Origin of the sequence: Caballeronia sp. NK8, assembly GCF_018408855.1 — a bacterium.
In the GTDB taxonomy this organism is placed as follows: domain Bacteria; phylum Pseudomonadota; class Gammaproteobacteria; order Burkholderiales; family Burkholderiaceae; genus Caballeronia.
This window is the reverse complement of record NZ_AP024323.1, coordinates 487,640-514,252: the sequence shown is the minus strand read 5'-3', so window position 1 is coordinate 514,252 and position 26,613 is coordinate 487,640. Positions and strand designations below refer to the sequence as shown.

The following is a 26,613-nucleotide window of genomic DNA, read 5'->3' as shown; positions in this document are numbered from 1 at the left end:
ACATGACCGACATGAATCCAGGCTTTTTCGGCAGGATAGGCATTGCCTTCGGCGCCTTCTTCGGCATTCTGGGCAATGCAGCGTTCGCGGGCCGCGTGCAGCGCCTGCGCGAAGCGCCCGAAGCGCCCGATTTCGCGACGGAAGCGCCCAGGCCCGCCGCCGCACCCGTTCAACCGGTTCAGCCCGTTCAGCCCGCGCCGTCCGTGCTGAAGGAAGCCAGTCCCATCGCCGCGCTGCAACTGCTCGGCCTTCTGCAGCGCGATGCGCGTTTCATCGATTTCGTCGAAGAGGACATCGCCAAATACAGTGATGCCGATATCGGCGCGGCCGCGCGTCTCGTGCACGACGGCTGTCGCGCCGTGCTGCGCGAGCATTTCTCCATCAAGCCGGTGCGCACGGAAGCCGAAGGCAGCCGCATCACGCTGCAGGAAGGCTTCGACGCCGCTGCGGTGCGCCTGACGGGCAATGTCGTCGGCAAGCCGCCTTTCAACGGCAGCATCAGCCATCGCGGCTGGAAGGTCGAGGACACGCGCCTGCCGAAGCTCGCGCCGTCCCATGATGCGAGCATCGTCGCGCCGGCGGAGGTGGAACTGTGAGCGACATCAACAGCAACGAAAACCGCGCGCGCTATTCGATCGGCGTCGATCTCGGCACGACGCATTGCGCGCTCTCCTACGTCGACATGAGCGCGAGCGACGGCGAAAAGACCGTGCAAGGCGTGCTGCCGGTCGCGCAACTGACCGCGCCCGGCGCCGCCGAAGAGCGCGAACTGCTGCCTTCGTTTCTCTATCTGCCGCACGAAAACGAACTCGCGCCCGGCGATCTCACGCTGCCGTGGACGCAGGAGCGCAAATTTATCGTCGGCGAACTGGCGCGAAGCCGCGGCGCGGGCACGCCGATCCGCCTCGTCTCCAGCGCGAAAAGCTGGCTGTGTCACCCGGGCGTCGATCGCCGCGCGGCGATCCTGCCCTCCGATGCGCCCGAGGAAGTCGAGCGCGTGTCGCCGCTGGAAAGCTCGGTGCGCTATCTGACGCACTTGCGCGAGGCGTGGAATCACGCGCATCCGGATGCGCCGTTCGATCAGCAGGACGTCACCGTGACGATTCCCGCTTCCTTCGATCCCGCCGCCCGCGAACTCACCGCCGAAGCCGCCGCGGCCGCCGGCTACACGCGCATGACGCTGCTCGAAGAGCCGCAAGCCGCGCTCTATAGCTGGATCCAGAAGTCGACCGGCGGCTGGCGCAAGCAGGTCAAGGTGAGCGATGTGATTCTCGTCGTCGATGTCGGCGGCGGCACCACCGACCTGTCGCTGATCGCGGTCGTCGAACGCGAGGGGAATCTGGAACTGCATCGCGTGGCGGTCGGCGAGCATATTCTGCTCGGCGGCGACAACATGGACCTCGCGCTCGCGCACACGGTCGCGCGCAAGCTCGCGGCGTCCGGCACGCAGCCCGATCCGTGGCAGTTGCGCGCGCTGACCTACGCGTGCCGCTCGGCGAAGGAAGCGCTGCTCTCGGATCCCTCGGTCGATACCGTGCCGCTCGTCGTGCCGAGCCGCGGCTCGAAGCTGATCGGCGGCTCGCTGCGCACCGAACTCACGCGCGCCGAACTCACGCAGATCCTGCTCGAAGGCTTTTTCCCGCAAGTCGATGCAGCGGCGCGGCCGGTTTCGCGCGCGCGCGTCGGTCTCACGCAACTCGGCCTGCCCTATGCGCAGGACGCCGCCGTCACGCGCCATCTCGCCGCGTTCCTCGGCCGACAGGTCAATGCGCTCGCGGAGGTCGAAGGCCTTCAGCATCAGGCGCCGCAAGGCGCGACGCTGCTGCATCCGACCGCCGTGCTCTTCAACGGCGGCGTGTTCAAGTCGCCGCTGCTGGTTGAACGCGTGATGTCGACGCTGAACGCCTGGCTTGCCGCCGAGAGCGCGCCCGCCGCGCGCCTGCTCGAAGGCGCGGACCTCGATCTGGCGGTTGCGCGCGGCGCGGCCTATTACGGCTACGTGCGGCACGGCAAGGGCGTGCGGATCCGTGGCGGCACGGCACGCGCGTACTACGTCGCGGTCGAATCGGCGATGCCCGCCGTGCCCGGACTGGAGCCGCCGGTGCAGGCGCTGTGCGTCGCGCCGTTCGGCATGGAGGAAGGCACCGACGCGGCGTTGCCCGCGCAGGAATTCGGGCTGGTCGTCGGCGAGCCAGTGCATTTCCGCTTCTTCGGTTCGTCGGTGCGTCGTCAGGATCAGGTCGGCACGCTGCTCGATTACTGGCAGCCGGACGAATTGCAGGAGCTCGAAGAAATCGAGGCTTCACTGCCGCCCGAAGGCCGCACGCCCGGCGAAGTCGTGCCCGTCAAGCTGCATGCGCGCGTGACCGAAGCGGGCACGCTCGAACTGGAGGCGATTCCGCGCGGCTCGTCCGAGCGCTGGAAAGTGGAGTTCGACGTGCGCGGCGGTGTCAGCGCGGATCAGGGCATGGGCCTGTAAGTGTCCACGCGCAAGCACAAGGCGGTGGGCGCGCGGTACAGCGTCGGCATCGATCTGGGGACGAGCAATACCGTCGTCGCGTATGCGGAGGCCGGCTCGAACGATATCCGCGTGTTCGAGATCGAGCAGCTGGTCGGCGCGGGCGAAGTCGCAGCGCTTGCGCTGTTGCCGTCGCTGCGCTACCACTTCGCGCCGGGCGAGCTCAAGTCCGACGATCTGCAACTGCCGTGGGGCGAGATGGAAGCGCCCGCCGTCATCGGTGCATTCGCGCGCAAGCTCGGCGCGCAGGTGCCCGGACGGCTCGTGTCGAGCGCGAAAAGCTGGCTGTCGCATGCGGCGGTGGATCGCCTCGCGCCGATTCTCCCGTGGGGCGCGGGCGACGACGTCGAAAAAATCTCGCCCGTGATCGCCAGCGCGAGCTATCTGGCGCACGTGCACGCGGCGTGGAACGAGCGCTTTCCGGACGCGCCGCTCGACGCGCAGGACGTGGTGCTGACCGTGCCCGCCTCGTTCGACGAAGGCGCGCGCGCCCTCACGCTCGAAGCCGCGCGCATGGCTGGACTCGAAAAACTGCGGCTGCTCGAAGAACCGCAGGCCGCGTTCTACGACTGGCTGTTTCATCATCGCGAGACGCTCGCCGGCGAACTCGCTTCGACGCGGCTCGTGCTGATCGTCGACGTCGGCGGCGGCACCACCGACCTCACGCTCATCCAGGTCGCGATGCACAACGGCGAGCCGGCGCTCACGCGTATCGGCGTCGGCAACCATCTGATGCTCGGCGGCGACAACATGGACCTCGCGCTCGCGCATCTCGTCGAGAAGCGCCTCGCGGGCGACGATGCGCGGCTGTCGGCCGCGCGGCTCTCGCAGCTCGTCGAGCGCTGCCGCGCCGCGAAGGAACTGCTGCTCGGCGAGAACGCGCCCGAGTCCACGTCGATCACGCTGCTCGGCGCGGGCGCGAAGCTCATCGGCGGCGCGCGCTCGACCGAGGTCACGCGTGACGAGATCGGACAGATCATCGTCGAAGGCTTTTTTCCGAAGGTGCCGGTGGGCGATCGGCCTGGTCGCTCGCGTGGGGGCATCGTCGAATTCGGGCTGCCGTATGCGAGCGACGCGGCCATCACGCGCCATATCGCGGCCTTTCTCGGTCAGCACGCGGGCGAGGCGCGCAAAGCGCTCGACACGTCCGCCGACACGCTCGCCATTCCGGACACCCTGCTGCTGAACGGCGGCGTGTTCCGCGCCGATCCGCTCGCGCGGCGCATCGCCGATACGCTTTCCGGCTGGCGCGGCGCGCCTGTCAACGTGCTCGCGAACGGCAATCCCGATGTCGCGGTCGCGCGCGGCGCGGTCGCCTATGCGCTCGCGTGCGCGGGCCATGCGCCGAAGATCGGCGGCGGTTCCGCGCGCAGCTTTTTCCTGCTGCTCGACGACGATGCCAGCGCGACGCGCGGCGTGTGCGTGCTGCCGCGCGGCACCGAGGAAGGTCAGGCCATCCATCTCGCCGAGCGCACCTTCGCGCTCACGCTCGGCGCGCCGGTGCGCTTTCATTTGGCGTCGTCGGTGGCGGAGACGGCGTACCAGGCGGGAGAACTCGCGGACCTAGCGGCTGGATCGGGCGATTTCGTGCGCCTGCCGCCGATCGCGACGGTCGTCGATCCACACGCCGCGCATCACGGCCGGGCGCGCGAAACGCCCGTGCACCTGACGACCTCGCTCACCGAAGTCGGCACGCTGGAGATGCACTGCATCGCCGTCGACGATCCCGCGAAGCGCTGGCTGCTCGAATTCCAGCTTCGTCAGGAAGCGCCCGAGGCCGACGACGCCGCGAGCGAAGCTCATCCGGCGCTGCCGAAAGCCATCGAACTGATCGACCGTACCTTCGGCTCGCGCGCGCAGGATGTCGGCCCGAAGGAAGTCAAACGCCTGCGCGCGCAACTCGAACAGACGCTCGGCGCACGCGACACCTGGGACATCGCACTGCTGCGCGAACTGTTCGGCGCGCTGTTCGAGCGCGCGAAGAAGCGCCGGCGCAGCGCCGATCACGAGCGGCTGTGGCTCAATCTCGCGGGCTATTGCATGCGGCCGGGCTTCGGCCATCCGCTCGACGAATGGCGTGCCGAGCAGTTGTGGACGCTGTTCGATCAGGGCATCCAGTACAGCAACGAGAGCCAGATCTGGTCGGAATGGTGGACACTCTGGCGCCGCGCGGCGGGCGGGCTTCCCGAAGCGGCGCAGTTGCGGCTTCTCGATGACATGGCTTTCGTGCTCCAGCCGCCCGGCACGAGCCGCTATCGCCGTGCGGCAGGCGCGGCGCGCGCGGGTTACGAGGACATGGTGCGGCTCGCGGCATCGCTCGAGCATGTGCCGGTCGAACGCAAAGTCGAGGTCGGCGAGTGGTTGCTCACGCGCCTGAAGAAACCTTCGGAGAACGTGCAGAGCTGGTGGGCGCTCGGCCGCATCGGCGCGCGCGCGCCGTTCTACGGCAGCGCGCACGGCGTCGTGCCGCCGGAGGTCGCCGTCGCCTGGCTCGATGCGATCCTCGCGCTCGACTGGAAGAAGATCGATCCGGCCGCGTTCGCCGCCGTGCAGATCGCGCGCATGACCGGCGACCGTTCCCGCGACCTGCCCGACGAGGCGCGCGCCGCCGTCGTGCAGCGCCTCGAAGCGATGGGCGCGGCGCACGCGTGGACCGCGATGGTCCGCGAGACCGTCGAGCTGGATCGCGCGGACGTCGGCCGCGTGTTCGGCGAAACGCTGCCGGCCGGGCTGAAGCTGATCCGTTGATCGCCGGGCGCGCCGCGTGCACGTCGCATCGCATCGCATCGAAATGCTTCGTCCTCAGAAGTTTTTTGGCCGATGCGTTGCGCGCAAGTCCCGCCGGCGCTTGAATACCGGCTGAGCGCATCCTATGGTTATCAGTGTGTCGATATGGACACACACTGAAGGAGGTCAGCATGCCATCCCCACGCAAGGCTCAGGCGAGCCAACCCGCTGAAACCGAAATGTCGAGCCGCAAGAAAACGGCCGGCACCAAGGCGTCGCCCGCGAAGGCTACCGGCGCGAAGGAAATGCAGGTCACGAAGCGCACCACCAAGGCCAAACCGAAAAGCTGAGCAACCCGAAAAGCCGCCCTCGTCATCGTGCGGGGGGCATTCGATATGGCTGTCCTTCGAATCGGCGAGCGAAAACCAGACGCTCGCCGTTCGGCGCCCGGCACCGGCCCGGCCCAGTTCTCCTCCGCCTCCCTTCCGCCTCTTCGCATCCCGTCCGAACCCATCAAAAACACGCAATAATTTCCGGGTATAACGGCTGATTGCTAAAAAAAGGCGTATTTGTATGACCGCATTGGCCTAAAGTAGTTAACCCCGATTCCGTGAGCGAGCATGAAGATGGCCGTCCCCCAGCGCGCCGCCGGCGCGCGCAATCCAGGCATTCTCTTCGCTGCGGCCCGCGAGGCCGGCATGAGCCTGGTGCGCAATCTCTCGATTCCGGCGCCGTTCTCCGATCCCGCGCTCGAGGCGCAGTTTCTCGACGACCACAGCCAGCGCTTCTGCGCGTTCCGGCGTGCGTCGACGCTGCTCGCACTCGCCATCTGGACGTGCTTTCTCTGGTGGGACTTCAGCTTCGCGCGTGGCAATCAGGCGCTCGCCGCGCGCCTGCCCGACATCCTCGCGCTGCGCTTCGCGGGCATCGCGCTGTTGTTCTTCGTCGGCGTGCTGGTGCTGCGGCCGTCGTTCCGCTCGCACGCAACTGCCCAGCGCATCATTCTCACGGGCATCTACGGGCTGCTGTGCCTGATCCTCACGATGGTCGCGATCACGCCCGCGCCCTATAACTACACGCAGCATTTCATCGGACTTTGTCTCGCGCTGTTCTTCCAGTTCAGCTTCTTCTATCTGCGCTCGCGCGTCGCGCTGACCGCCGGCATCATCACAATGGCGTCGATCGTCCTGCTGCAGATCACCCTGCATCTGCTCAATCCCGAGGACTTCTTCGCCGGGCTGTTCTATATGTTCAACGTCGTGGTCGTGGGGCACGGCGTCTGCACGCACGCCGAGCGCGTGTCGCGCGAGCGTTATAGCTCCGAGCGCGCGCTCGCGTCGCTCAACGACGAATTGCGCGCTGCGAACGTCTCGCTCGGCCGCAAGAATCGCGAGCTCGAAGTCTCGAAGAAGGATCAGGAGAACAAGACTCACGCGCTGCTCGCGCTGCGCGAACAGCAGATGATCGCCGCGCAGACCGCGAGCCGCGAGAAATCCAACTTCCTCGCCGCCGCGACACACGACCTGCGTCAGCCGATGCACGCGCTCAACCTGTTCCTGCAGGCCGCCGCCGAGGCCATCCGCAACGGCGAGTTCGATCAGGCCGAGCGCCTCATCAACGAATGCGGGCGTTCGTCCGTGATCCTCGCGCGGCTTCTGAACGCGGTGCTCGATCTGTCGCGGCTGGAGTCGGGGCGCGTCGTGCCGCGCTATCACGTGTTCGACGTGCGGCAGATCGTCGAGGAAGCCGCCGAGCAGTTGCGGCCGTTCGCGATGAGCCGTGGCGTCGAATTGCGCCTGCGGCTGCCGAAGGAAGATGTCGTCTGCGTGCGCAGCGATTCGCACTGGCTCGGGCGCGCAGTGGCCAATCTCGTGTCGAACGGCATCAAGTACGCGGACCAGAACAAATCCTCAAAGCCGACGGTGATCGTCGGCGTGGTGCGCTCCGCGACGCGCGCGCGCATCGACGTGCTGGATAACGGCATCGGCATTCCGGCCGATTATTTCGACGCGATCTTCCAGCCGTTCTTTCAGGTCGACAATCCCGAGCAGGATCGCGACAAGGGACTGGGGCTAGGGCTGTCGATCGTCAACGCCGTGATCTCGATGCTGGATCAGCACCGCATCGAGCTGAAATCGACCGAGGGCCGCGGCTCGCGCTTTTCGCTCGAAATGCCGTTGTGCGGGCCATCGCCCGACAAGCCGTCGGCGCGCGCGCCGGCGCGCTCGGAAGCGGCGGATATGGCGCAGCTCAAGGGGCGTTATGTGCTGCTCGTCGAGGACGATGGCCTCGTGCGCGCGTCGACCGAAGCGCTGTTGTCGCAATGGGGCGTGCTTTACGATTCGGCGGCGAGCTTCGAGGAGTTTCAGTCGATTCTCGGCGATATCGAGCGTTTTCCCGATCTGATCATCACGGACTTCCGGTTGCGCGACGCGAAGACCGCGCGTGAGGTCGCGATGCTCGGCGCGGCGAGGCTCGGACGGCCGTGCCCTTGTCTCGTCGTGACGGGAGAGCCGGCGGCGAGCATCGTGCCGCTCGCGTGTGAGCAGGATGTGCTTTCCAAGCCGGTCAGCCCGGCGGAGTTGCGGCGTGGGATGCTGGCGTTGATTGATGGTCGCGCTTGCGAAACCGTCAGCGTTTGAAGGTTGTTCGCCGGATCCCGTGATCGAGATCCGGCGACAACGCCTAAGAAGCCAGCCGCGCTCCCAACCACCCCCGCAACGCCTCAACCTCCTCCATACACACGGAATGCGGCATCGGATACGCATGCCACTGAACCTCACACCCCTGCGCGCGCGCGAACTCACAAGCCTGCTCGCCAAGGCTCACATTGAGCACATCGTCGGCACTGCCATGCGCGGCGAAGATCGAAATCGAGCGATTCGCGTCTGAGAGCGATTCATCGATCAGCCCTTCCGACGGAATATAGCCCGACAGCACGATCAACCCGGCGAGCCTGTCGGGATGCGTAAGGCCCGCGTGATACGTCATCGCCCCGCCCTGCGAAAATCCCGCAATGAAAATGCGCTCGCTCGGAATACCCCGCGCGTTCTGCTCCGCGATCAGCGCGCGCACGCGTTCCACCGATTGCACGATGCCCGCCTCGTCCACGCGCCGGTTGATGCCCTCGAACGACAAAATGTCGTACCACGCGCGCATCACATAGCCGCCGTTGGCGGTGACGGCGATCTCGGGCGCGTTCGGAAACACGAAACGGATGGCGGGCGCATCGGCGATGCGCAGTTCAGGCACGAGCGGCACGAAGTCGTTCGCATCGGCGCCGAGGCCGTGCATCAGGATTACGGCGAATTCGGGATTCGGCCCGGTGTCGACCTCGATGGTCGAAGCTTGATCGGTCATTGCCCTTCACTCCTCTCGTCAGATGATGGGAACGAGAATCTGCACGATGCCGACGACCGACATCAGCCACACCAGCGAGCGCACGAACGGCACGCCCGCCGCATAAAGCGGTACATAGACGACGCGCGCAACGAAATAAGTAAGCGCACCCGAATGCGTGAGCGCGTTCTCGCGCCCCGCCACATGCACGATCAGCACTGCGATGGCGAAGATCGGCAGCGTCTCGAACAGATTGGCCTGCGCGCGCATCAGACGGCCGGACAGCTTTCCCGGCGGCGGCGTGGGGCCGTCGCGCGGTCCGGCGTTGTACTTCAGGCCGACCTCCCGATTGCGCACTACTGCGGGGAGCAACACTTGCACCAGCGCCAGCACGAGCGTCCAGGCCAGCATCGTCAGTTCGAAACTCATGGCATCTCCGGAAGATGAACCCGCCCAACGGATCGCGCCCATCATGCCATCATGGCCTCCGAGCGTGTAGTCTTCCACTCATGCATGCGATCACCCTCCGCCTCTCACCCGGCGATGACCTGCGCGCCGCGCTCGACCACGCGTTTCTCGCGCGCGGACTGTCGGCGGCGTTCGTGCTTCAGGGCATCGGCAGCCTGAGCGTCGCCCGGTTGCGCTACGCGGGTCGCGACGACGCAGCCGAACTGCGCGGCGACCTCGAAATCCTCACGCTCGCCGGCACGCTCTCCGCGCAAGGTCCGCACCTGCACATGAGCGTCTCCGATGCCGATGGCCGCGTCTTCGGCGGCCACGTCAGCCCGGGCTGCATCGTGCGTACGACCGTCGAGCTCGTCGTCGCGAATCTGCCTGGCGAACGTTACACGCGTGAGCACGATGCCGGGACGGGCTTCGCGGAACTCGTCATCCGGGAAGCGTGACGGCGACCGCGGGCTTCGCGCCGTCGAGCGCGAGTTCGTGGCGCGCGATCTGCTCGAATGCCTCGCTCGTCTCCGAATAGTCCCAGCGCTCGACCGTCGTTTGCCGCGCGCCGCCGCCACTGGCGTCGCTGCCGTCGTGGCGGATCACATTCACCGAATTGTCGATGGTGCCGCGCGTGCGCCACGACAGCGCCGTGCCCGCCTGCACCGCCCACATGCGGCGGCCCAGACCCGCGAAGGTATCGTGCAGCGGCAGCACGTACGGCAGATGAATATGCCCGCCGAGAATCAGGTCCGCGCCCGCGCGCGCCCAGCGCTGCACCGCGCGCTCGCGTCCGTGCAGCAGGTTCTGCTCGTCCTGCGCGCGTGTGACGGCCACCGGCTGATGCGTCACCACGACGCGCAACTGCGCCGCGCTCGCCGCCTCCAGGCGCGCGGCGACGCGTCGGATCTGCTGCATCGACACTTCGCCGTCCTTGTGCCGGTACGCGCGTGTCGTGTTCACGCCGAGCACGAGCAATTCCGCCGATTCGAATGAAGGCTCCAGATCGGCGCCGAACGCGCGCTGATGATTCGCATACGGATAGCAGAGCCGCGCGAGCGGATTGAAGAGCGGAATGTCGTGATTGCCGGGCACGACGAGGGTCGGCGTCGCGCCGAACGCATCGACGAACGCACGCGCCGCCGCGAACTGCCGCCTGCGCGCGCGCTGCGTGATGTCGCCCGACAGCACGACGAGATCGGGTGTGAGCGCCGCGGCGAGACGCAACAACGCCGCGACCACCTGCGGCCGTTCCGTGCCGAAATGCGTATCGGAAATCTGCAACAGCAAGGTCATGAGCGATTCGCTTCGGCCACCTTCGGTTCGGGCTTGAGCAGGAGAAGCGGCTTGTCGGATACGCGGAATTCCAGCGGCATTCGCAGCTTCGCGATCTCGCCATCCGTCGCGATCTTGATCGATTTGCGCTTTTTCGACGGATGCATCACCGTGATGCGCTCGAACGTGAAACTCACGACGTGATCCGAATCCGACAGCCGTCCCGCCGCGCCATGCAGCGAGAGCCACAGATGCATGAGCCGTCCCACCGGCCGCGGCGCTATCGCGACGAGCAAACCCTGTTCCAGCGCCTGCGCTTCGTCCGGCATGCCGATCTGCTCCATCTGCAGCCGGTTGTTGCCGACGAAAAGCGTCGACGAGCGGATTTCCGTCGTGCTGCCGTCGTGATCGATATGCAAGCGCAAATGGCGATGCGGCTTCAGCAGCGTCAAGAGCGCCGACCAAAGCGCGACGAGCCGGCTGCGGCCGAATTGCCGCTTGTAGATTTCGCGGTCTTCGAGCAGCCGGGGATAAAGCCCGAGGCTCGCATTGACGAGAAACATGCGGCCGTTGACGAATCCCGCCTGCACCGGATAGACGCGCGCGTCGAGCAACAGCCTGGTCGATTGTTCGAGGTCGGCGGGAATGCCGTGGTCGCGGCTGAAGTAGTTGAACGTGCCGCGCGGCAGCACCGCGAACGGGCAGCCGGCATCGTACGCCGCATGCGCGACGGTGCAGAGCGTGCCGTCGCCGCCCGCACCGACGAGCACGCCGTCCTGCGCGCACGCGGCCGCGGCGGTTTCCCGCGCGACGCTCGCCAGGCGGCGCGGATCGTCGACGACGCGCAATACGAAGCGCCGGCCCGCCGCGCCGAGTTCGCGTTCGAGCACCTCGCGTGTCGCGTCGGCCTGCTGGCGGCCCGAGCCCGCGTTCATCACGATGAAGAACGGCGCGTCGGCGGCGAGGCTTTCTCCGATTTCGGCGGATGCGGCGGATAGGACTGTCGGCGTCATCGGCGCTCCTCGATTGCTCGCGTGCGGATACACGTCGAGCGTGGCCCGCGCGCGTGCGCAGGCCTGCCGATTATAACGAAAGCCTTACAGCCCGGACCGCCGGTCCTTACGTGTGTTCGCCGCGAATGTAGTATTCGAGCTGCTGAATGGTGAACTGCTGCTCTGAGATGATGTTCTTCACCAGATCGCCGATGGAAATCATGCCGACGAGCTTGCCGTTGTCGATCACCGGCAAGTGGCGCATGCGCTTGTCGGTCATGAGCGCCATGCAGTCGTCGGTGCTTTGATCCGGGCGCACGTAGCGCACGTGCGAGGTCATGATGTCGCGCACGGGCGTCTGCTTCGAGGCGCGGTCCATCAGGACGACTTTGCGCGCGTAGTCGCGCTCGGTCATGATGCCCACGATCTCGTCGCCTTCGGTGACGATCACCGCGCCGATATGCTTGTCGGCCATCAGCTTGATTGCATCGAAGACCGACGTCGTTGCGGCCACCGTAAAGACCGTCTGGTCGGGTTTCGAATTCAGAACCTGTGCGACTGTTGCCATCGAGCGCCTCCGTTGTATGCGGGGAACGTTGTTGCGCCTGGGCGACGGGTTGAACTTGCGCCTTCTGCCAGCCTAAAGCCTTGCGCCCGATGCCTTCATAGGCATTAACCCGACCATTCGAAAAAGTATAGATCAACGGCGTCGCGCGCACGTGCGGCGCGCCGCGCCTTTTGCACATCGTCAAACGCGCGTGCTTCTTTGCGCGTGCCTTCAGTTTCGTCGATTAATGCCGCTAATCAGGCATCCGGCGGAAAGTCACCGCCATGGCTCAGAGGGAGAACGAGGTGAGCAGTTCACAACAGGATATCGAGCAGCGCGTGCGGCTCGCCGGCAGCAACATGTTCGAGTTGCTTCTGTTCAGGCTCGGCGAGGCGCCGAACTCGGAACAGCGGGAGCTTTACGGCATCAACGTGTTCAAGGTGCGCGAAATTCTCGCGATGCCGACGATCACCGCGGTGGCCGGATCGAGCGAGGAGATTCTCGGCGTCGCGGATATTCGCGGACAGATCATTCCGGTGATCGATCTCGCGCGCATCACCGGCTGCCGGCCGAAGAACGGGCCGAAGATCCTGCTCGTCACGGAATTCGCACGCACGACGCAGGGTTTCGCGGTCGAGGAAGTCGACGACATCGTGCGGCTCGAATGGAATCAGGTGCTGTCGGCGGAATCGCATTCGGGCGGCACGACCGTGACGAGCTTCGCGCGGCTGGACGGCAACGTCGACGGCTCGCGGCTCGCGCAGGTGCTCGATGTCGAGCGCATCGTGCGCGACGTGCTGCCGTCGCGGGAAGCGGACATCACCGAGGCGAATACCGGGCGGCTCAATCTCAAGCCGGGCGCGCGCGTGCTCGCGGCGGACGATTCGGGCGTCGCGCGGGCGCTCATCGAACAGAGCCTCACGGCGATGGGCGTGCCTTTCGTGATGACCAAGACCGGTCAGGAAGCGTGGGACGTGCTGGAAGCGGCGTTGCACAAGGCGCAGAAGGACGGCACCGAGGTCGCGGATCATATCGCGCTCGTGCTGACCGATCTGGAAATGCCGGAAATGGATGGCTTCACGCTCACCCGCCGCATCAAGGCCGAAACCGGGCTGATGCATATTCCGGTGGTGATTCACTCGTCGCTGTCGGGGTCGGCGAACGAGCAGCACGTTCGCAAGGTCGGCGCGAACGCGTATGTATCGAAGTTCGAGGCGTCGGAACTCGCCAACGTGATGCGCGGCGCGCTGGCGCACGCGGCCTGAAAACGGCTGGCGCCCGGTCGACGCAGACCTTTTGAGTCTGGGTCGCCGGGCGCCTGAACGATTCTTCAGCCGGCCAGCCCGGCGGATAAGCCGGGCCTGCCGGTTCGATCAGTGACCGAAGAAGACCGATTGCGGGTTGTTGCCCGATTGCGTCGCACGGTTGCCGGATTGAGCCAGCGTGTCACGCGAGCCGCCGAAAGCGGTCGAATTCACGCCGTTGGCGTTTTCCTGAGCGGCGATCGCTTGTGCGCTCGGGCCTTGTTGCGAAGCCGGCGCGCCGACGGCCGGACGGTAGAACGGAGCCGGACCGTAGCCGCTAGCGAAAGCGGGCGCGGCGATGGTGGCGGATGCGGCGATCAGGAGAGTAGCGAGAAGATTGCGTTTCATGGTGTGCTCCAGAGACGGTTGACGTTCATTCAGAAAGCGCCGCAGCGGTCTTGCGAGAAACTGTCTGCTACGTCGATGAAGCGCAGTGTATACCCCTACTATCGCTTTTTTATCTCCATAAATTTCAATTCACTTTTCGCTCAGCGCCAACAATCGCGCGCTGCACGATCGTGCAGTTTAATTGCGAAGCCTTGATGGACAAGGGATTGAGCGCGCCGACGGGCAGGCGCGTCTTTTGGTCCGTTTAGCGGGGGCAGAACAATTATTTAGCGAACGCGCGTTCGCATCAATGAACCAGACGTTCGATCAGACGAACGATCGCGCCCGGCGGATTGCCCTTCTGACAATAGCCGTCGAAGCCGGAGGGGACACCCTCGGAACGCACGGTTTCCTCGCCCAGCGCGGTAAACGCGATGATCACCGCGTCGCGCGTGCGGGCGATGCGGCGCAGCACGCGCGCGGTTGCGTAGCCGTCGTGCTCCGGCATCGTGATATCGAGGATGACGACATGCGGCACCCAGCCATCGACCGCATGAAGCGCATCGACGCCGGACAGCGCAAAGCGCGTGTCGAAACCATCCGATGCGAGCGCGGCCGACAGGGCTTCGGCGCTGAAGACGTTGTCGTCGACGACGAGGATCCGCCACTGGTCGCGGTGCGCGTAGACGCTACGGTTGCTCCACAGCGCGCACTGTTGGGAATGCAGGGATAAAGACATGAGCATTGGCCGGAAACACACGCCTGCATTGCAGCATGTTTCGCGCCCGATGCTCGCCGCCGGATCAGGCGTCGCTGCCCTTTTCGCCGTCTTTCTTGCCCTTGCGACGCTTGCCCGCGCCGCCTTCGGTCTCGCGCAGGCGCGCATTCGCTTCGACGAGCGACGCCGCGTCGTGCTGGCGCAACGCGAGATCGAGTTCACCGAGTGCGCCGAACAGCGCCGCCTGCTCCGCTTCGTCGAGCGGCACGGCGCCGCCCGTGGAGACGCGCCGCGCCTCCTTGTCGAGGCGTTTCGAAAGCTTCGCCGCGAAGCGCGTATCGATCACGCCCTCGCGCGCGAGTCCCGCGATCAACGACGCGAGCCGCATGAGCCCGCTCGCCGTGCTTTGCGTCGCCCCGTCCAGATCATCATGGTCTTCCACTGCTTTTCCCCAGGTTGGCACGCGGCGCCGCCTTGGCAGCGGGCTCGATGCGGGCGCCGCGTGTGCGCCCGTCTTGCGTGGCGTGATGATACGCCGACAATATGACGGTCATATTCGCAGGCTCGCGAAACACGCGAGGCCATCGTTTCGTTCCCGCTGACGCGCTACCATCGCGATTCGGGGCGCGACCGGTGGCACACTAGCGCGTGGCGGCGCGAACGCCCGAAGCGTCCCATCAGAATGCAACCGACTTTTCGCATGAATCCCGCTACCCTGCAAAGACCGCCCTACGGCTCCGATTTCTCCGGCCTCGTCTGCGGCTTTCGATTTCACGTCGATCACCCCGGCGAGCCGATCGATGCCGAAGCCGCGAGTCAATGGCTCGCGCGCGACGACACGACGAAGGAATTCGTCTGGCTGCACTTCGATCTCGCGAACAGCGCGTGCGAGCGCTGGATGCGTACCCGCCTGGGCCTGCCCGATGCCTTCTTCGACACGCTCAACGAAGGCTCGCCCTCGACGCGCATCGAGCATCAGGAAGGCGCGCTCTTCGCCGTCATCAACGACGTGATGTTCAATTTCGAGTTGACGCCCTCCGAGATCGCGACGCTGTGGGTCTATACGCATCAGAAGCTGATCGTCACGGCGCGCCTGAAGCCGTTGCGTTCCGTCGATACGCTGCGCGAGTCGGTCAGGCGCGGCGAAATCTTCCGCTCGCCCGCCGAACTGCTCGCGCATCTGCTGCGCGATCAGGCGGATCTGCTCGTGCATATCGTGCGGCGCACGAGCGTCGAGGTCGACGGCATCGAGGATCGTTTTCTTTCGATGCGCGGCGCCTCGACCCGCACCGATCTCGGCGGCCTGCGGCGCGTGCTGGTGCGACTGCAACGGCTGCTCGCGCCCGAGCCCGGCTCCGTGTTCCGCCTGCTCGCGCGGCCGCCGCGCTGGCTACATTCGCAGGATGTGCAGGACCTGCGCGACGCGACCGAAGAGTTCTCGCTCGTGCTCAACGATCTCGCCGGCCTCGTCGAACGCATCAAGCTGCTGCAGGAAGAAGTCGCGACGCGCATGGGCGAGCAAAGCAACCGCACGCTCTTCACGCTGACGCTCGTGACCGTGCTCGCGCTGCCGATCAATATCGTGGCGGGTTTCTTCGGCATGAACGTGGGCGGCATTCCGCTCGCGGAAAACCATCATGGCTTCTGGCTGCTGGTGGCGATCGTCGCCACCTTCACCGCGCTCGCCGGATGGTGGGCCTTCCGGCGCCGCCGCGACATGTAGCGCGCCGCGCCGCCTATACTCAGAATCCCAGGTCGCTCAGGCTCGGATGATCATCGGGCCGGCGGCCGAGCGGCCAGTGATATTTGCGATCGGCTTCCTTGATCGGCAGATCGTTGATCGATGCATGGCGATGCGTCATCAAGCCTGCCTCGTTGAATTCCCAGTTCTCGTTGCCGAAGCTGCGATACCAGTTGTTGGCGTCGTCATGCCATTCGTACGCAAAGCGCACGGCGATGCGATTTTCCTTGTAAGCCCACAACTCCTTGATCAACCGATAGTCGAGTTCGCGCGCCCATTTGCGCCGCAGAAACGCGACCACTTCCTCGCGTCCGTTCGCAAACTCCGCGCGATTGCGCCAGCGCGTGTCCACGGTATAGGCGAGCGACACACGCTCGGGATCGCGCGTGTTCCACCCGTCTTCGGCGAGACGGACTTTCAGTTTGGCGGATTCTTCATCGAACGGCGGAAACGGCGGTTTGGATTCCATGGCGAGTCCTCTTCTTCAGCGATGAGATGTATTGGGTAGACAGATCTGTCTACCCGATGCACTCTAGCGCAGGTAGACGAACCTGTCTACAATCGATTGCATGAATACCTCAGCTTTCCCCGCCGATGTCGCCGAGCTCGCGCCGGACGCACGCATCCTGCATACCGCGCACGATCTCTTCTACCGCGACGGCATTCGCGCAACGGGCATCGATCGCGTGATCGCCGAATCGGGCGTCGCGAAGAAAACCTTCTATCGATACTTTCCGAGCAAGGACGATCTGATCGTTGCGTTTCTGGACTTTCGTCACGACAACTGGATGGCATGGTTCCATGATGCGCTCGCGCGTCACGGCGGCACGCTAAACGCGCTCGTGCCCGCGCTGGCGGAATGGTTCGGCAACGAAAGCTATCGCGGTTGCGCGTTCATCAATTCGGTCGTGGAAGTCGGCGCGACGCTGCCGCAGGCGGTCGATATCTCGCGGCGTCACAAGCGCGACATGACCGCGGCGATCCGCGCGCTCATGCCGGCATCGCGCACGGCCAAGGCCGACGCGCAGGCGCTCGCCCTGGCCGTGGACGGCGCGATCGTCGCCGCGCAGTTCGCGGACACGCCGGCGGATGCGTTGAAGGCGCTCGCGCGCGTGGTGCGGGCGGTCAAGCGCGGCGCGGCCGAACAACGATAGATGCACACAAGAAAACACCGGCGCGAGGCCGGTGCGAAGGGTTGAGTCGGGGATTTGACACAACCCGAGAGAACTTCAAGAGTGCGATAGAAATGCCCGTAAGGGAAATCAAGTATTTCAATCAATGCGATTGAATTCAAAGGCAGGCTTCATGCGTGGGCGACCTGCATGGGCATGAGCGCGCGCTCGATGACATCGGCGAGCTTCGCGAAATTGGGCGCGATATCGTCGTTCGGCACGCACGCGTAGCCGAGCATCAAGCCGCGCAGCGCGGTTTCGCGATCCATGAAGTAATTGACCAGCGGCCGCGTCACGACGCCGGCTGCGAGCGCGGCGGACGCGACCGCGCGATCATCGACGAAACGCGGCAATTCGAGCACGAAATGCAGCCCGGCTTCGTCGCCGCGCACCGCGAGCGTGTCGCCGAAGCGTGCGCGAATGGCGTTGATCAGCAATTCCCGGCGCTCGCCGTAGAGTCCGCGCATGCGCCGCACGTGTGTCGTGAGATGCCCGTCGAGAATGAACTCGGTCAGCACGGCCTGCTGCATCAGCTGCCCTTCCCGATACAGCTCCGCCACGCCCGTCCTGAACGTCTCCACGAGCGGCTCGGGCACGACCATGTAACCCATCCGCAAGCCGGGATACAGCATCTTGCCGAGACTGCCCACGTAGATGACCTGTCCGGCGTCGTCGAGTCCCTGCAGCGATGACAGCGGCCGGCTGCCGTAGCGAAACTCGCTGTCGTAATCGTCCTCTATGATCCACACCTTGTGCTGGCGCGCGAACTCCAGCAGCGCGCGACGCCGCGCGAGGCTCATCACCATGCCGAGCGGATATTGATGCGACGGCGTCACGAGCGCGATGCGCGGCGGGTCGGCCATGTCGCGCGCGTTCGGGTTGAGCCCTTCTTCGTCGACGGGAATCGGCACGAGCGTCAGCCCCGACGATTGCAGCACGCTGCGCACGCCCCAGTAGCACGGGTCCTCGACCCACGCGCGGTCGCCGAAATCGGTGAGCAGCCGCACGGCGAGATCGACCGACTGATGGATGCCCGTCGTGATGATGATCTGGTCCGGCTGGCACTTCACCGAGCGCGCGACGCGCAGGTAGTCCGACAGCGCGCGCCGCAGCGGCCGATAGCCGCCGCCGGGCGCATACGTGAGCAGATCGGGGCTCGCGCGCTTCCAGAGACGCGCCTGCAGCCGGCTCCATGTGCGCGCCGGAAATTCGGCGACGTCCGGCACGCCGGGCATGAACGCGCCCCACTGCTTCGGCGACACGCCCGCCTGCGCGATCAGACGCTCGCCGCGCCGCGAGATCGTGCATTGCGGCTGCGTTTCCGCCAGCTTCGCTTTCTTGACACCGCCGCCGTCACGCGGCGCGGTATCGGCGACATAGGTGCCGCTGCCGGTCGTCGAGGTCACGTAGCCTTCGGCCGTGAGCTGGTCGTACACATGCAGCACGGTATTGCGCGCGATGCCGAGATCGGTCGCGAGCGTGCGCGAGCTCGGGAGCTTGGTGCCCGGCGCGAGCTGGCTCGTCAGGATGGCCTCCTGCATGCCTTCCAGCATTTGCCGATACACCGGTTCGGCGGCCGTGCGATCGAGGCGCGCGCTCAGCCAGTCGGCGAGGATGATGGTATCCATGATTGTTTCCCGCGCTAGGAGCCACTCTCTTCCGACAGCCCGAAGTGGTTCCATTTTGAATATTGAAATGGCTCCCCATTGTAGAACCGTAACGGGCTATAGTTATCCCAAGCAGTGGAAAAAATTTCCGGGCGTCGGCCACGACGCCCGGCAGTACCAGGATTTTCCGAAGGAGACACGGAAGATGAAATCCGATCAGGTGATCGTCAGCTTTCGCGGCGTTCGAAAGACCTATGACGGCGAAACGCTCGTCGTCAAATCGCTCGATCTCGATATTTATCAGGGCGAGTTCCTCACCCTGCTCGGGCCGTCCGGTTCCGGCAAGACGACCTGCCTCATGATGCTCGCCGGCTTCGAGTTCCCGACCGGCGGCGAAATCTGGCTCGACGGCAAGCTGCTCAACAAGGTGCCGCCGCACAAGCGCGACATCGGCATGGTGTTTCAGAACTACGCGCTGTTTCCGCATCTGTCGGTGCAGCAGAACGTCGAATATCCGCTGACGGTGCGCAAGATGTCCGCCGAAGAACGCGCGCATCGGGTGAACAACGCGCTCAAGATGGTGCGCATGGAGAGCTTCGCGAAGCGCTATCCGGCGCAGCTTTCCGGCGGCCAGCAGCAGCGTATCGCGCTGGCGCGCGCGCTCGTGTTCGAGCCCAAGCTCGTGCTGATGGACGAGCCGCTCGGCGCGCTGGACAAGCAGTTGCGCGAGCACATGCAGATCGAGCTCAAGGCGCTGCACGAGAAGCTCGGCGTCACTTTCGTCTACGTCACGCACGATCAGGGCGAGGCGCTCACCATGTCCGACCGCGTCGCTGTGTTCGACAAGGGCATCGTGCAGCAGCTCGACACCGTCGATCATCTGTATGAAGCGCCGTGCAACGAGTTCGTCGCGAACTTCATCGGCGACAGCAACCGGCTGCGCGGCACCGTCGAACAGATTCAGGGCGACTTCTGCGAGATCCGTCTCGCCGACGGCACGCGCGTGTCGGGGCTCAATGTCGCGAACGCGAAACCGGGTGCATCGGCGATCGCGTGCATCCGGCCCGAGCGCATGAAGCTCACGTCGGGCAACGGCCACACGAATGGCAACGGCATCAACGCGCTCGCGGGCGAAGCGAAGAGCCTCATCTATTTCGGCGATCACGTGCGGATGCGCTGCGGCGTGCGCGAGCAGGACGAATGCTTCGTCAAGGTGCCGCTCGGCACCGCGGCGCTCGACGGCTTCACGCCCGGCGCGCCCATCGCGCTCGAATTCGCGCCCGAGCATCTGCGCGTGTTCGCCTGAATTCAGACGAAGCGTCTCGCTTCCGACTCCCGTAGCTCCACTGATAAAACCAAGCAGACAGAGGAAACCATCATGAAGAAGTTCGCACTGTGTTCCATGGCGGCGGCGCTCGCATGCGCGTCGGCGGTGTCAGGCGCGGCGGAAATCACCGTCGTCAACTTCGGCGGCGCGAACGGCGACGCGCAGAAGGTCGCGTTCAACCAGCCGTTCGAACAGTCGTCGAAGAACAAGGTCACCGCCGTCGAGTACAACGGCGAACAGGCCAAGGTCAAGGCGATGGTCGAAGCGAAGCACGTGAACTGGGACGTGGTTGAAGTGGAATCGGGCGATCTCGGACGCGGCTGCGACGAAGGTCTGTACGAAAAGCTCGACTGGTCGAAGATCGGCAAGAAGTCGGATCTCGTGCCCGAATCGCCGCAGACCTGCGGCGTCGGCTTCTTCGTGTGGTCGACGGCGCTCGCCTACAACGCCGACAAACTCAAAACCGGGCCGGCGAGCTGGGCGGACTTCTGGGACACGAAGAAATTCCCCGGCAAGCGCGGCATGCGCAAGGGCGCGCGCTACAACCTCGAATTCGCGCTGATGGCCGACGGCGTCGCGCCGAAGGACGTCTACAAGGTGCTCGGCACGAAGGCCGGCGCGGACCGCGCGTTCAAGAAGCTCGACGAACTCAAGCCGTCGATTCAATGGTGGGAGGCCGGCGCTCAACCGCCGCAGTTCCTCGTCGCGGGCGACGTCGTGATGTCCACCGCGTATAACGGCCGGATCGACGCGGCGCGCAAGGAAGGCAAGAACCTGAAGGTCGTGTGGAACGGCAGCATCTACGACCTCGACTACTGGGCGATTCCGAAGGGCTCGCCGAACAAGGACGTCGCGCAGCAGTTCATCGCGTATTCGGTGTCGCAGAAGCCGCAGGAAACCTATGCGAAGAACATCGCGTACGGCCCGGTGAACAAGGCCGCGATCTCCGCGCTCGACGCCAAGATCAAGGCCGACATGCCGAACTCGCCGGAAAACGCGAAGAACGCAGTGCTGCAGGACATGGCGTTCTGGACCGATCACGGCGACGAGCTGGAGCAGCGTTTCACCGCGTGGGCGTCGAAGTAAACGCGTCATAGGCAGCAAGACGGTCGCGCTTTCCGAAAGCGCGACCGCAAAGAAGGAGACACAAGCGTGAACACCATGACGATCCCCGCGGACGATTCGCGCGAATCGAGCGCGCGCCTGAAGCGCGAACTGAAGATCGCCGACGCGAAGAAGCGCGCCATGGCGCTCGCGCTCATCGCGCCGCTCGCCATTTTCCTGTTTCTGATTTTCGTGGTGCCGATCGGCGCGCTGCTCACGCGCGCGATCGAAAATCCCGAAGTGGCCAACGCGCTGCCGCACACCGGCGCCGCGCTCGCGAAATGGGACCGCAAGGCGCCGCCATCGGACGAAGCCTATGCCGCGCTCGCGCAGGACCTGACCACGATCTCGGAAGGCGAATCGATGGGCGCGCTCGCCCGGCGCCTGAATACGGAAATTCCGGGCTATCGCTCGCTGGTCGCGAAAACCGCCCGCGCGATGCCTTTGACCGGCGACGACGGCAAGCCGCTGCCCGCCGCGCAAATCAAGTCGAAGTTTCTGGAAATCGACGAACGCTGGAACGATCCCGCCTACTGGCAGGCGATCGCCAAGAACGCAGGCCGCTATTCACCGTTCTATCTGCTCGCATCGCTCGATCACAAGCAGGACGGCTTCGGCAATATCGTCCACGCCGATCCGGACCAGTCGATCTATCTGAACGTCTTTGGCCGAACGTTCGTGATCGGCGTTGGCGTGACTTTGTTCGCCCTGCTGCTTGGCTATCCCCTCGCCTACTGGATTTCAACGCTGCCCGAGCGCCGCGCGAATCTCGTGATGGTGCTCGTGCTGATTCCGTTCTGGACGTCGATACTGGTGCGCGTCGCCGCGTGGATCGTGCTGTTGCAGAGCGAAGGGCTGGTGAACACGGCGCTGATCGGCAGCGGATTGATCGGCTCGCCGCTGGCGTTGCTGTTCAATCGCGTCGGCGTTTATATCTCGATGACGCACATCCTGCTGCCTTTCATGATCCTGCCGCTATATAGCGTGATGAAATCCGTCCCGCCGACGTATCAGCGCGCGGCGGTGTCGCTCGGCAGCCATCCGTTCGCGGCGTTCTGGCGCGTGTACGTGCCGCAGACCTATCCGGGCATCGGCGCGGGCGTGCTGCTCGTGTTCATCCTCGCAATCGGCTACTACATCACGCCGGCGCTGCTCGGCGGGCCGAACGACCAGATGGTCAGCTATTACATCGCCTACTTCACCAACGTGACGATCAACTGGGGCATGGCGTGCGCGCTCGGCGCGCTGCTGCTCGCCGCGACGCTGCTGCTTTATGTCGTCTACGGACGCTTCACGCGCTCGAACGTGAGCCTGGGGTAAAGAAAGATGAAACTCGCCAAACCGATGTTCGCGCCGCATACCTCCGCCATCGAACGCATCTGGTATTTCGCGTTGCGCATCATTTGCGTGCTGACGCTGCTGTATCTGATCCTGCCGGTGCTCGCGATCGTGCCGCTATCGTTCTCGTCGAGCACGTTCCTGGTCTATCCGATTCCCGGCTGGTCGATGCGCTGGTATCACAATCTCGTCATGTCGCAGGAATGGCGCATGGCTGCAAAAAACAGCTTCATCGTCGCGCCTTCCGCGACGGTCGTCGCGACGATTCTCGGGACGCTCGCGGCGGTCGGGCTGACCAAGGCGAACTTCATGGGCAAGAGCGTGCTGATGGCCGTGCTCATCTCGCCGATGATCGTGCCGGTGATCGTCGTCGGCGTCGGCATGTATCTGTTTTTTGCGCCGCTCGGCATCGCGAATACGTATTTCGGGCTGATTCTGGCGCACGCGGCGCTCGGCGTGCCGTTCGTCGTGACGACCGTCGGCGCGACATTGCAGAACTTCAACTACAACCTCGTGCGGGCGAGTCAGTCGCTCGGCGCGAGCCCGCTCAGGACGTTTTTCCGCGTGACGCTGCCGGTCATCGCGCCGGGCGTGATATCGGGCGCGTTGTTCGCCTTCGCTACCTCGTTCGATGAAGTCGTGGTGACGCTCTTTCTCGCCGGCGCCGATCAGACGACGTTGCCGCGCCAGATGTTTACCGGCATCCGCGAGAACATCAGCCCGACCATCGCGGCACTGGCGACGATTCTCATCGTGTTCTCGACGAGTCTGCTGCTGGCGCTGGAATGGCTGCGCGGGCGTGCTGCGGCGCGGGCGGTTGCTTAGAACGCGCGACCGTTAGCGAATCGCGAACAATGCACGCACAGCGTGCGCGTCGACTATCGCGCGGTGATCTCGCCGTCGACCGGTCTTCGGTGGCAACCAAGGACTGACCGAAGGGCAATGCAGGCAAGGCTTCGACTGGGTCCACGCCTCGCGCGAAGGGCCATCGCAGTCGCTTTGGCCATACAAAAAGCGCGAATCGCGAACAAAACCCCTCGCAGATGCGGGCGATTGCGCCTGGTCGGCCATCCGCGCCGGTCCGAGCATGACCTTACGAATCGCTTGAGCGCACGCCAGTAAAGGCACGAGGCGGGCCCTCGACATCGGCTGCCCGATTATTCGTGACAACGGGATAGTGTATTCACTGATGCAGTATTTATCGGATTGTGCTTAATGACGTACGTTCTAGGTCGAGTCAAAGCCTGGAACAATGCCATGACAGCTTTTTCGAAAAGAGCGGACCCGTGGTCACAGACGGTTCACCTGCTCGAGGCGATGCCGAAGGATATCGCCCGCACTGCCCCATCTCAGAAAACGGCGCGCGCCGAAAGCGCGTTCCTCGAGCGCCTGACACGCGACTGGAATCGCACGCATACGCATCGTCCCGATGACCGGCTGCCTTTTCCGCAGGCCATCGTGCGCGTGATCGAGCGTCCGAGCAGCGCGACGGCGCTCGTGTACTGGTCGGATCCTGGAACGTGTCACTACGGCTATCAGGGATGGCGCGCGACCACGGCCAACGCCGAGGGCGTGTGCTCGCTCTCGGGTATGCCGATTCATCGCGGGGATCAGGTTTATCGGCCGTCGCAGCGCGATCCGAAGCCGCAGAACGCCGCCGCGATGATCCTCGCCGCCGCCATGCCGCAGAACAGCGAAGAAGTGGAAGTCGATTTCCACGGCTGACGCCAGCGGCAAAAGAAAACGGCAAGACCGGCATCGCTCGACGATGCCAGTCTTGCCGCGCGCGCCTTCAATATCCGACGGTGATGCGCTGTCTGATATGGGCGCCCTTCTGGAACTCGTCGAGGAAGGCGATCGCGTAGTCCTCGAATGAAATCCAGCTGCGGCCGTTGTTGTCGACGAGCAGTTCGTCGACACCGAGCCGGAATTTCTGCGTGCGCGCGCCCGGAACGAACTCGGCTGAAGGCGAGATGAATGTCCAGTCGACGTCGCGTTCCCGTCGCAACGCATCCAGGAAGGCCGCGCCCGCGGTGGCTTCCGGCTTGTACGCGGGCGGGAAGTTCGGCAGGTCCAGCACGCGCTGACCGGGCGCCGCGTAAAGGCTGCCCGCGCCGCCCACCACCAGCAGGCGCCGCACGCCAGCCCGCTTGACCGGCTCCAGAATCGCGCTTGCGGATACCGTGGCGAAGTGCGTCGCGCTGAACACCGCGTCGTGTCCCGCGATGGCAGCCGTTAGCGCGTCCGCATCGAGCACATCGACGTTCTGCGCGTCGACGCTGTCCCGCTTCTCGAGCGCGGACGTGTCGCGCGCGATGGCGGTGACCGTGTGTCCACGCCGCAACGCTTCCTCCAGCAAACGGCTGCCGACATTGCCCGTCGCGCCGACGATCGCGATTTTGCTCATTGCCGCTTTCTCCTTTCTTATTAGGGCGTCCGCACCGGCATCGTGCAACCGGTCGCTTCATGATAAAGGGAAACAAACGATGTCACAGTCGCCGCTTTCGATAGAATTTGTTTCCGCCAAGGACGGAATTGGAGAATCCATTCGCGCACCGTGATCATTAAAAGCCTACGTAGCATGCTTATGGTCATGCAATTTCCGGGCCGATTCCAGCCCTCTGGCGCAATATCGACACACCATCGTCATAATCCAATTGCGCATTCCGAACGGCACGCTGCCGTTACACTAGAGGCCCCGCACTCTCTCGAAATGCGCGACCGCGGCGATTACCGGCGCGCCGCGCGCAGCAGTTTCGGAGCGAGTTTTCAAATCGAAGTCGCCAAAATGTCATGACATTGGTTTATATTGCAGTTCCTCGCCGCTCCATTACCGGAAGGAGTTAATCGTGAAGAATCCGCAATTGCAGGGTGCCATCGAAGGACGCGACAATCCGGCAGGCGAAACCGCCTATGAAGCTATTCCGGTCCGTGCACTCCCAAAGGAGTCCGCCGACGAACCCGGCTACTCCGATTCGCTGGACATCCCGCTCAATTACGGCATCGTGATGGACGCAGTTCGGGACGCGGTACGCGCAAACCCCTGAGCGTTCAGAATTTCATGCGAAGCGCCCCACTCGGGGCGCTTTTTTTCGTCCGGCCGTATGTTGACCTGAAGCAGTCGCTTGCCAAGAAAATCAATCGGATCGCGCTCGTCGCTGCCTGTACGCCGGTTAAGTTAGACGAATCATCGACTTAGCGGGCCTTCGGCACGATTCTGCAGCACACGTCAATCCGTACGAATCAGAACGCACGCCGCTCGATCGACTGTATTAACGAGATGGTACACTTCGCCTCCGCTTGGGGCGGCGGGTCGCGCGCGGCGATCGAACCACGCGCCTGGGTGTCGATATTTCGTCCATGCCGATGGCTCCCGAATGCCTGAATTGGGCTCTCTGCCACGTCCTTTTCGCCCAATCCCACAAAACAATCCGCTGCTAGTCTTTCTACTGGCGAAAAAAATGACATTGAAGTAAGTTCAGACGTGTAATAGCGCCTGGACAAACGTCTGGATCAATGCTCGCGGGGTAAAGGGATTCCTGGCGAGGCCGTAAACAAGACCGATCAACCTCATGCTGTGGCTTGCGCCCTGCTGAACGAAAACATGGCCGCTATTTTCGATTACCTGTTGGACAGTCAGATTTCCAGGCAATGGCGTGGCCTTCTGGCCGCGCTTGCGGACGAGTTCGAAGCGCAGATCGGGCGCAACGAACTGCGTCAGTTGATGCATCGCGTAGGCAGCCGCTTCGCCGACGCCCGGCCCTTGCCGGCCTGCGACTCCACCGCGGCGCTCGCCGACGCCCTCAATGCGCTCTGGCGCGACACAGACTGGGGCTTCGTCGAACTTTCCGATGAACGCGACTACTTGAGGATCGTGCATTTTTGCGCGCCGCTGCCCGCTTTCGGCGAACGCGCGCTTGCCTGGACGCCCGCGTTTCTCGAAGGTGCGTATCAGCAGTGGCTCGCCGCGCTCGGCGCGCAAGGGCTCGCAATCCGCCAGGCGAGCGAGTTCGGCGACGACGCCGGCATCGAATTCAGGCTCGCGCGCGTCGCAGCCTGAAGCAGCTTCAGCGTCATCCGACCGCCGCCCCGATGCGGCGGCATCGACCGCCCCGACGGGCGGATCAAAA

General features: G+C 64.6%; 27 protein-coding genes. 16 read left to right on the top strand and 11 right to left on the bottom strand.

What is annotated here, in order from left to right; all coding sequences use genetic code 11:
- Positions 1–2 precede the first annotated feature (2 nt).
- The 5 genes from NK8_RS17000 to NK8_RS16980 all read left to right on the top strand — a co-directional run bounded on the left by NK8_RS17000 (position 3) and on the right by NK8_RS16980 (position 7,887).
- Positions 3–596, top strand: coding sequence for a DUF2760 domain-containing protein (locus NK8_RS17000; protein WP_213230151.1), 594 nt, complete (start codon positions 3–5; stop codon positions 594–596).
- On the top strand, positions 593–2,479 hold the full coding sequence (locus tag NK8_RS16995; RefSeq protein ID WP_213230149.1) for an Hsp70 family protein: 1,887 nt from the start codon (positions 593–595) through the stop codon (positions 2,477–2,479). The genes NK8_RS17000 and NK8_RS16995 overlap by 4 nt, the downstream gene beginning before the upstream one ends.
- Positions 2,480–5,266, top strand: a complete 2,787-nt coding sequence (locus tag NK8_RS16990) for an Hsp70 family protein (RefSeq protein WP_213230147.1) — start codon at positions 2,480–2,482, stop codon at positions 5,264–5,266.
- Between the two features lie 170 nt (positions 5,267–5,436).
- The gene (locus tag NK8_RS16985; protein WP_157695757.1) at positions 5,437–5,595 is read left to right on the top strand and encodes a hypothetical protein; all 159 of its coding nucleotides are present in this window, start codon (positions 5,437–5,439) and stop codon (positions 5,593–5,595) included.
- A gap of 276 nt (positions 5,596–5,871) precedes the next feature.
- Positions 5,872–7,887, top strand: coding sequence for a hybrid sensor histidine kinase/response regulator (locus tag NK8_RS16980; RefSeq protein ID WP_213230145.1), 2,016 nt, complete (start codon positions 5,872–5,874; stop codon positions 7,885–7,887).
- Between the two features lie 43 nt (positions 7,888–7,930).
- On the opposite strand, the gene NK8_RS16975 is transcribed toward NK8_RS16980, so the two are convergent.
- On the bottom strand, positions 7,931–8,605 hold the full coding sequence (locus NK8_RS16975; RefSeq protein WP_213230143.1) for an alpha/beta hydrolase: 675 nt from the start codon (positions 8,603–8,605) through the stop codon (positions 7,931–7,933).
- A gap of 18 nt (positions 8,606–8,623) precedes the next feature.
- Positions 8,624–9,013 (bottom strand): MAPEG family protein, encoded by a 390-nt coding sequence (locus NK8_RS16970; RefSeq protein WP_162067281.1) that lies wholly within the window; start codon positions 9,011–9,013, stop codon positions 8,624–8,626.
- An 80-nt stretch (positions 9,014–9,093) separates the two neighbouring features.
- Between NK8_RS16970 and NK8_RS16965 the strand changes: the two genes are divergently transcribed.
- Entirely contained in the window at positions 9,094–9,489 is a 396-nt protein-coding gene (locus NK8_RS16965; RefSeq protein WP_213230142.1) for a PPC domain-containing DNA-binding protein, read from the top strand.
- Here the strand turns inward: NK8_RS16965 and NK8_RS16960 are convergent.
- The 3 genes from NK8_RS16960 to NK8_RS16950 all read right to left on the bottom strand — a co-directional run bounded on the left by NK8_RS16960 (position 9,473) and on the right by NK8_RS16950 (position 11,866).
- Complete coding sequence (locus tag NK8_RS16960) at positions 9,473–10,327, bottom strand: metallophosphoesterase (protein WP_213230141.1); 855 nt, start codon at positions 10,325–10,327, stop codon at positions 9,473–9,475. The two genes, NK8_RS16965 and NK8_RS16960, sit on opposite strands and share 17 nt — an antisense overlap.
- Positions 10,324–11,319 (bottom strand): diacylglycerol kinase family protein, encoded by a 996-nt coding sequence (locus NK8_RS16955; protein ID WP_213230140.1) that lies wholly within the window; start codon positions 11,317–11,319, stop codon positions 10,324–10,326. The genes NK8_RS16960 and NK8_RS16955 overlap by 4 nt, the downstream gene beginning before the upstream one ends.
- A 106-nt stretch (positions 11,320–11,425) precedes the next feature.
- Positions 11,426–11,866, bottom strand: coding sequence for a CBS domain-containing protein (locus NK8_RS16950; protein WP_162067277.1), 441 nt, complete (start codon positions 11,864–11,866; stop codon positions 11,426–11,428).
- Positions 11,867–12,150: 284 nt separating this feature from the next.
- Here NK8_RS16950 and NK8_RS16945 point away from each other — a divergent pair, with 284 nt between their 5' ends.
- Entirely contained in the window at positions 12,151–13,110 is a 960-nt protein-coding gene (locus tag NK8_RS16945; RefSeq protein ID WP_061174648.1) for a chemotaxis protein, read from the top strand.
- Between the two features lie 108 nt (positions 13,111–13,218).
- Here the strand turns inward: NK8_RS16945 and NK8_RS16940 are convergent, their stop codons facing one another.
- From NK8_RS16940 to NK8_RS16930, 3 genes are all read right to left on the bottom strand, one after another.
- Complete coding sequence (locus NK8_RS16940; protein WP_213230139.1) at positions 13,219–13,497, bottom strand: hypothetical protein; 279 nt, start codon at positions 13,495–13,497, stop codon at positions 13,219–13,221.
- Between the two features lie 286 nt (positions 13,498–13,783).
- Complete coding sequence (locus tag NK8_RS16935) at positions 13,784–14,215, bottom strand: response regulator (protein WP_213230138.1); 432 nt, start codon at positions 14,213–14,215, stop codon at positions 13,784–13,786.
- 64 nt (positions 14,216–14,279) lie between these two features.
- Complete coding sequence (locus NK8_RS16930; protein WP_162067274.1) at positions 14,280–14,636, bottom strand: hypothetical protein; 357 nt, start codon at positions 14,634–14,636, stop codon at positions 14,280–14,282.
- Positions 14,637–14,894: 258 nt separating this feature from the next.
- On the opposite strand from NK8_RS16930, the gene NK8_RS16925 reads away from it, so the two are divergent.
- Positions 14,895–15,917 (top strand): transporter, encoded by a 1,023-nt coding sequence (locus NK8_RS16925; RefSeq protein WP_162067273.1) that lies wholly within the window; start codon positions 14,895–14,897, stop codon positions 15,915–15,917.
- A gap of 19 nt (positions 15,918–15,936) precedes the next feature.
- On the opposite strand, the gene NK8_RS16920 is transcribed toward NK8_RS16925, so the two are convergent.
- On the bottom strand, positions 15,937–16,404 hold the full coding sequence (locus tag NK8_RS16920) for a nuclear transport factor 2 family protein (RefSeq protein WP_162067272.1): 468 nt from the start codon (positions 16,402–16,404) through the stop codon (positions 15,937–15,939).
- Between the two features lie 100 nt (positions 16,405–16,504).
- Between NK8_RS16920 and NK8_RS16915 the strand changes: the two genes are divergently transcribed.
- Positions 16,505–17,089, top strand: a complete 585-nt coding sequence (locus NK8_RS16915) for a TetR/AcrR family transcriptional regulator (protein ID WP_213230136.1) — start codon at positions 16,505–16,507, stop codon at positions 17,087–17,089.
- Positions 17,090–17,238: 149 nt separating this feature from the next.
- On the opposite strand, the gene NK8_RS16910 is transcribed toward NK8_RS16915, so the two are convergent.
- On the bottom strand, positions 17,239–18,735 hold the full coding sequence (locus tag NK8_RS16910) for a PLP-dependent aminotransferase family protein (protein ID WP_213230134.1): 1,497 nt from the start codon (positions 18,733–18,735) through the stop codon (positions 17,239–17,241).
- 184 nt (positions 18,736–18,919) lie between these two features.
- On the opposite strand from NK8_RS16910, the gene NK8_RS16905 reads away from it, so the two are divergent.
- From NK8_RS16905 to NK8_RS16885, 5 genes are all read left to right on the top strand, one after another.
- Positions 18,920–20,020, top strand: a complete 1,101-nt coding sequence (locus NK8_RS16905) for an ABC transporter ATP-binding protein (protein WP_162067269.1) — start codon at positions 18,920–18,922, stop codon at positions 20,018–20,020.
- A 96-nt stretch (positions 20,021–20,116) separates the two neighbouring features.
- Positions 20,117–21,127 (top strand): ABC transporter substrate-binding protein, encoded by a 1,011-nt coding sequence (locus NK8_RS16900; protein WP_225936348.1) that lies wholly within the window; start codon positions 20,117–20,119, stop codon positions 21,125–21,127.
- A 66-nt stretch (positions 21,128–21,193) separates the two neighbouring features.
- The gene (locus NK8_RS16895; RefSeq protein ID WP_213230132.1) at positions 21,194–22,465 is read left to right on the top strand and encodes an ABC transporter permease; all 1,272 of its coding nucleotides are present in this window, start codon (positions 21,194–21,196) and stop codon (positions 22,463–22,465) included.
- A 6-nt stretch (positions 22,466–22,471) separates the two neighbouring features.
- Positions 22,472–23,308 carry an ABC transporter permease gene (locus NK8_RS16890; RefSeq protein WP_162067267.1) on the top strand — a complete coding sequence of 279 codons (837 nt, stop codon included), beginning with the start codon at positions 22,472–22,474 and terminating at the stop codon, positions 23,306–23,308.
- Positions 23,309–23,740: 432 nt separating this feature from the next.
- A complete protein-coding gene (locus NK8_RS16885) occupies positions 23,741–24,208 on the top strand; it encodes a DUF3331 domain-containing protein (RefSeq protein WP_225936319.1) in 468 nt (155 codons plus the stop codon).
- A gap of 67 nt (positions 24,209–24,275) precedes the next feature.
- Here NK8_RS16885 and NK8_RS16880 read toward each other — a convergent pair whose 3' ends face one another.
- Positions 24,276–24,890: an NAD(P)-dependent oxidoreductase gene (locus tag NK8_RS16880; RefSeq protein ID WP_213230130.1), complete on the bottom strand. Its 615-nt coding sequence runs from the start codon at positions 24,888–24,890 to the stop codon at positions 24,276–24,278.
- Positions 24,891–25,332: 442 nt separating this feature from the next.
- Here NK8_RS16880 and NK8_RS16875 point away from each other — a divergent pair, with 442 nt between their 5' ends.
- Both NK8_RS16875 and bcsD read left to right on the top strand, forming a co-directional pair.
- The gene (locus tag NK8_RS16875) at positions 25,333–25,530 is read left to right on the top strand and encodes a hypothetical protein (RefSeq protein WP_162067265.1); all 198 of its coding nucleotides are present in this window, start codon (positions 25,333–25,335) and stop codon (positions 25,528–25,530) included.
- 557 nt (positions 25,531–26,087) lie between these two features.
- On the top strand, positions 26,088–26,543 hold the full coding sequence (gene bcsD / locus NK8_RS16870; protein WP_162067264.1) for a cellulose biosynthesis protein BcsD: 456 nt from the start codon (positions 26,088–26,090) through the stop codon (positions 26,541–26,543).
- The last annotated feature ends 70 nt before the right edge of the window (positions 26,544–26,613 follow it).

Excerpts from the sequence above, each read along its gene's own strand:
- NK8_RS17000 (WP_213230151.1), top strand. The coding sequence starts at position 3 with ATGACCGACATGAATCCAGGCTTTTTCGGCAGGATAGGCATTGCCTTC.
- NK8_RS16970 (WP_162067281.1), bottom strand. The coding sequence starts at position 9,013 with ATGAGTTTCGAACTGACGATGCTGGCCTGGACGCTCGTGCTGGCGCTG.
- NK8_RS16955 (WP_213230140.1), bottom strand. The coding sequence starts at position 11,319 with ATGACGCCGACAGTCCTATCCGCCGCATCCGCCGAAATCGGAGAAAGC.
- NK8_RS16925 (WP_162067273.1), top strand. The coding sequence starts at position 14,895 with ATGAATCCCGCTACCCTGCAAAGACCGCCCTACGGCTCCGATTTCTCC.
- bcsD (WP_162067264.1), top strand. The coding sequence starts at position 26,088 with ATGGCCGCTATTTTCGATTACCTGTTGGACAGTCAGATTTCCAGGCAA.
- NK8_RS16975 (WP_213230143.1), bottom strand. The coding sequence starts at position 8,605 with ATGACCGATCAAGCTTCGACCATCGAGGTCGACACCGGGCCGAATCCC.
- NK8_RS16885 (WP_225936319.1), top strand. The coding sequence starts at position 23,741 with ATGACAGCTTTTTCGAAAAGAGCGGACCCGTGGTCACAGACGGTTCAC.
- NK8_RS16935 (WP_213230138.1), bottom strand. The coding sequence starts at position 14,215 with ATGTCTTTATCCCTGCATTCCCAACAGTGCGCGCTGTGGAGCAACCGT.
- NK8_RS16890 (WP_162067267.1), top strand. The coding sequence starts at position 22,472 with ATGAAACTCGCCAAACCGATGTTCGCGCCGCATACCTCCGCCATCGAA.
- NK8_RS16900 (WP_225936348.1), top strand. The coding sequence starts at position 20,117 with ATGGCGGCGGCGCTCGCATGCGCGTCGGCGGTGTCAGGCGCGGCGGAA.
- NK8_RS16985 (WP_157695757.1), top strand. The coding sequence starts at position 5,437 with ATGCCATCCCCACGCAAGGCTCAGGCGAGCCAACCCGCTGAAACCGAA.
- NK8_RS16960 (WP_213230141.1), bottom strand. The coding sequence starts at position 10,327 with ATGACCTTGCTGTTGCAGATTTCCGATACGCATTTCGGCACGGAACGG.
- NK8_RS16880 (WP_213230130.1), bottom strand. The coding sequence starts at position 24,890 with ATGAGCAAAATCGCGATCGTCGGCGCGACGGGCAATGTCGGCAGCCGT.
- NK8_RS16940 (WP_213230139.1), bottom strand. The coding sequence starts at position 13,497 with ATGAAACGCAATCTTCTCGCTACTCTCCTGATCGCCGCATCCGCCACC.
- NK8_RS16965 (WP_213230142.1), top strand. The coding sequence starts at position 9,094 with ATGCATGCGATCACCCTCCGCCTCTCACCCGGCGATGACCTGCGCGCC.
- NK8_RS16950 (WP_162067277.1), bottom strand. The coding sequence starts at position 11,866 with ATGGCAACAGTCGCACAGGTTCTGAATTCGAAACCCGACCAGACGGTC.
- NK8_RS16920 (WP_162067272.1), bottom strand. The coding sequence starts at position 16,404 with ATGGAATCCAAACCGCCGTTTCCGCCGTTCGATGAAGAATCCGCCAAA.
- NK8_RS16910 (WP_213230134.1), bottom strand. The coding sequence starts at position 18,735 with ATGGATACCATCATCCTCGCCGACTGGCTGAGCGCGCGCCTCGATCGC.
- NK8_RS16915 (WP_213230136.1), top strand. The coding sequence starts at position 16,505 with ATGAATACCTCAGCTTTCCCCGCCGATGTCGCCGAGCTCGCGCCGGAC.
- NK8_RS16905 (WP_162067269.1), top strand. The coding sequence starts at position 18,920 with ATGAAATCCGATCAGGTGATCGTCAGCTTTCGCGGCGTTCGAAAGACC.
- NK8_RS16980 (WP_213230145.1), top strand. The coding sequence starts at position 5,872 with ATGGCCGTCCCCCAGCGCGCCGCCGGCGCGCGCAATCCAGGCATTCTC.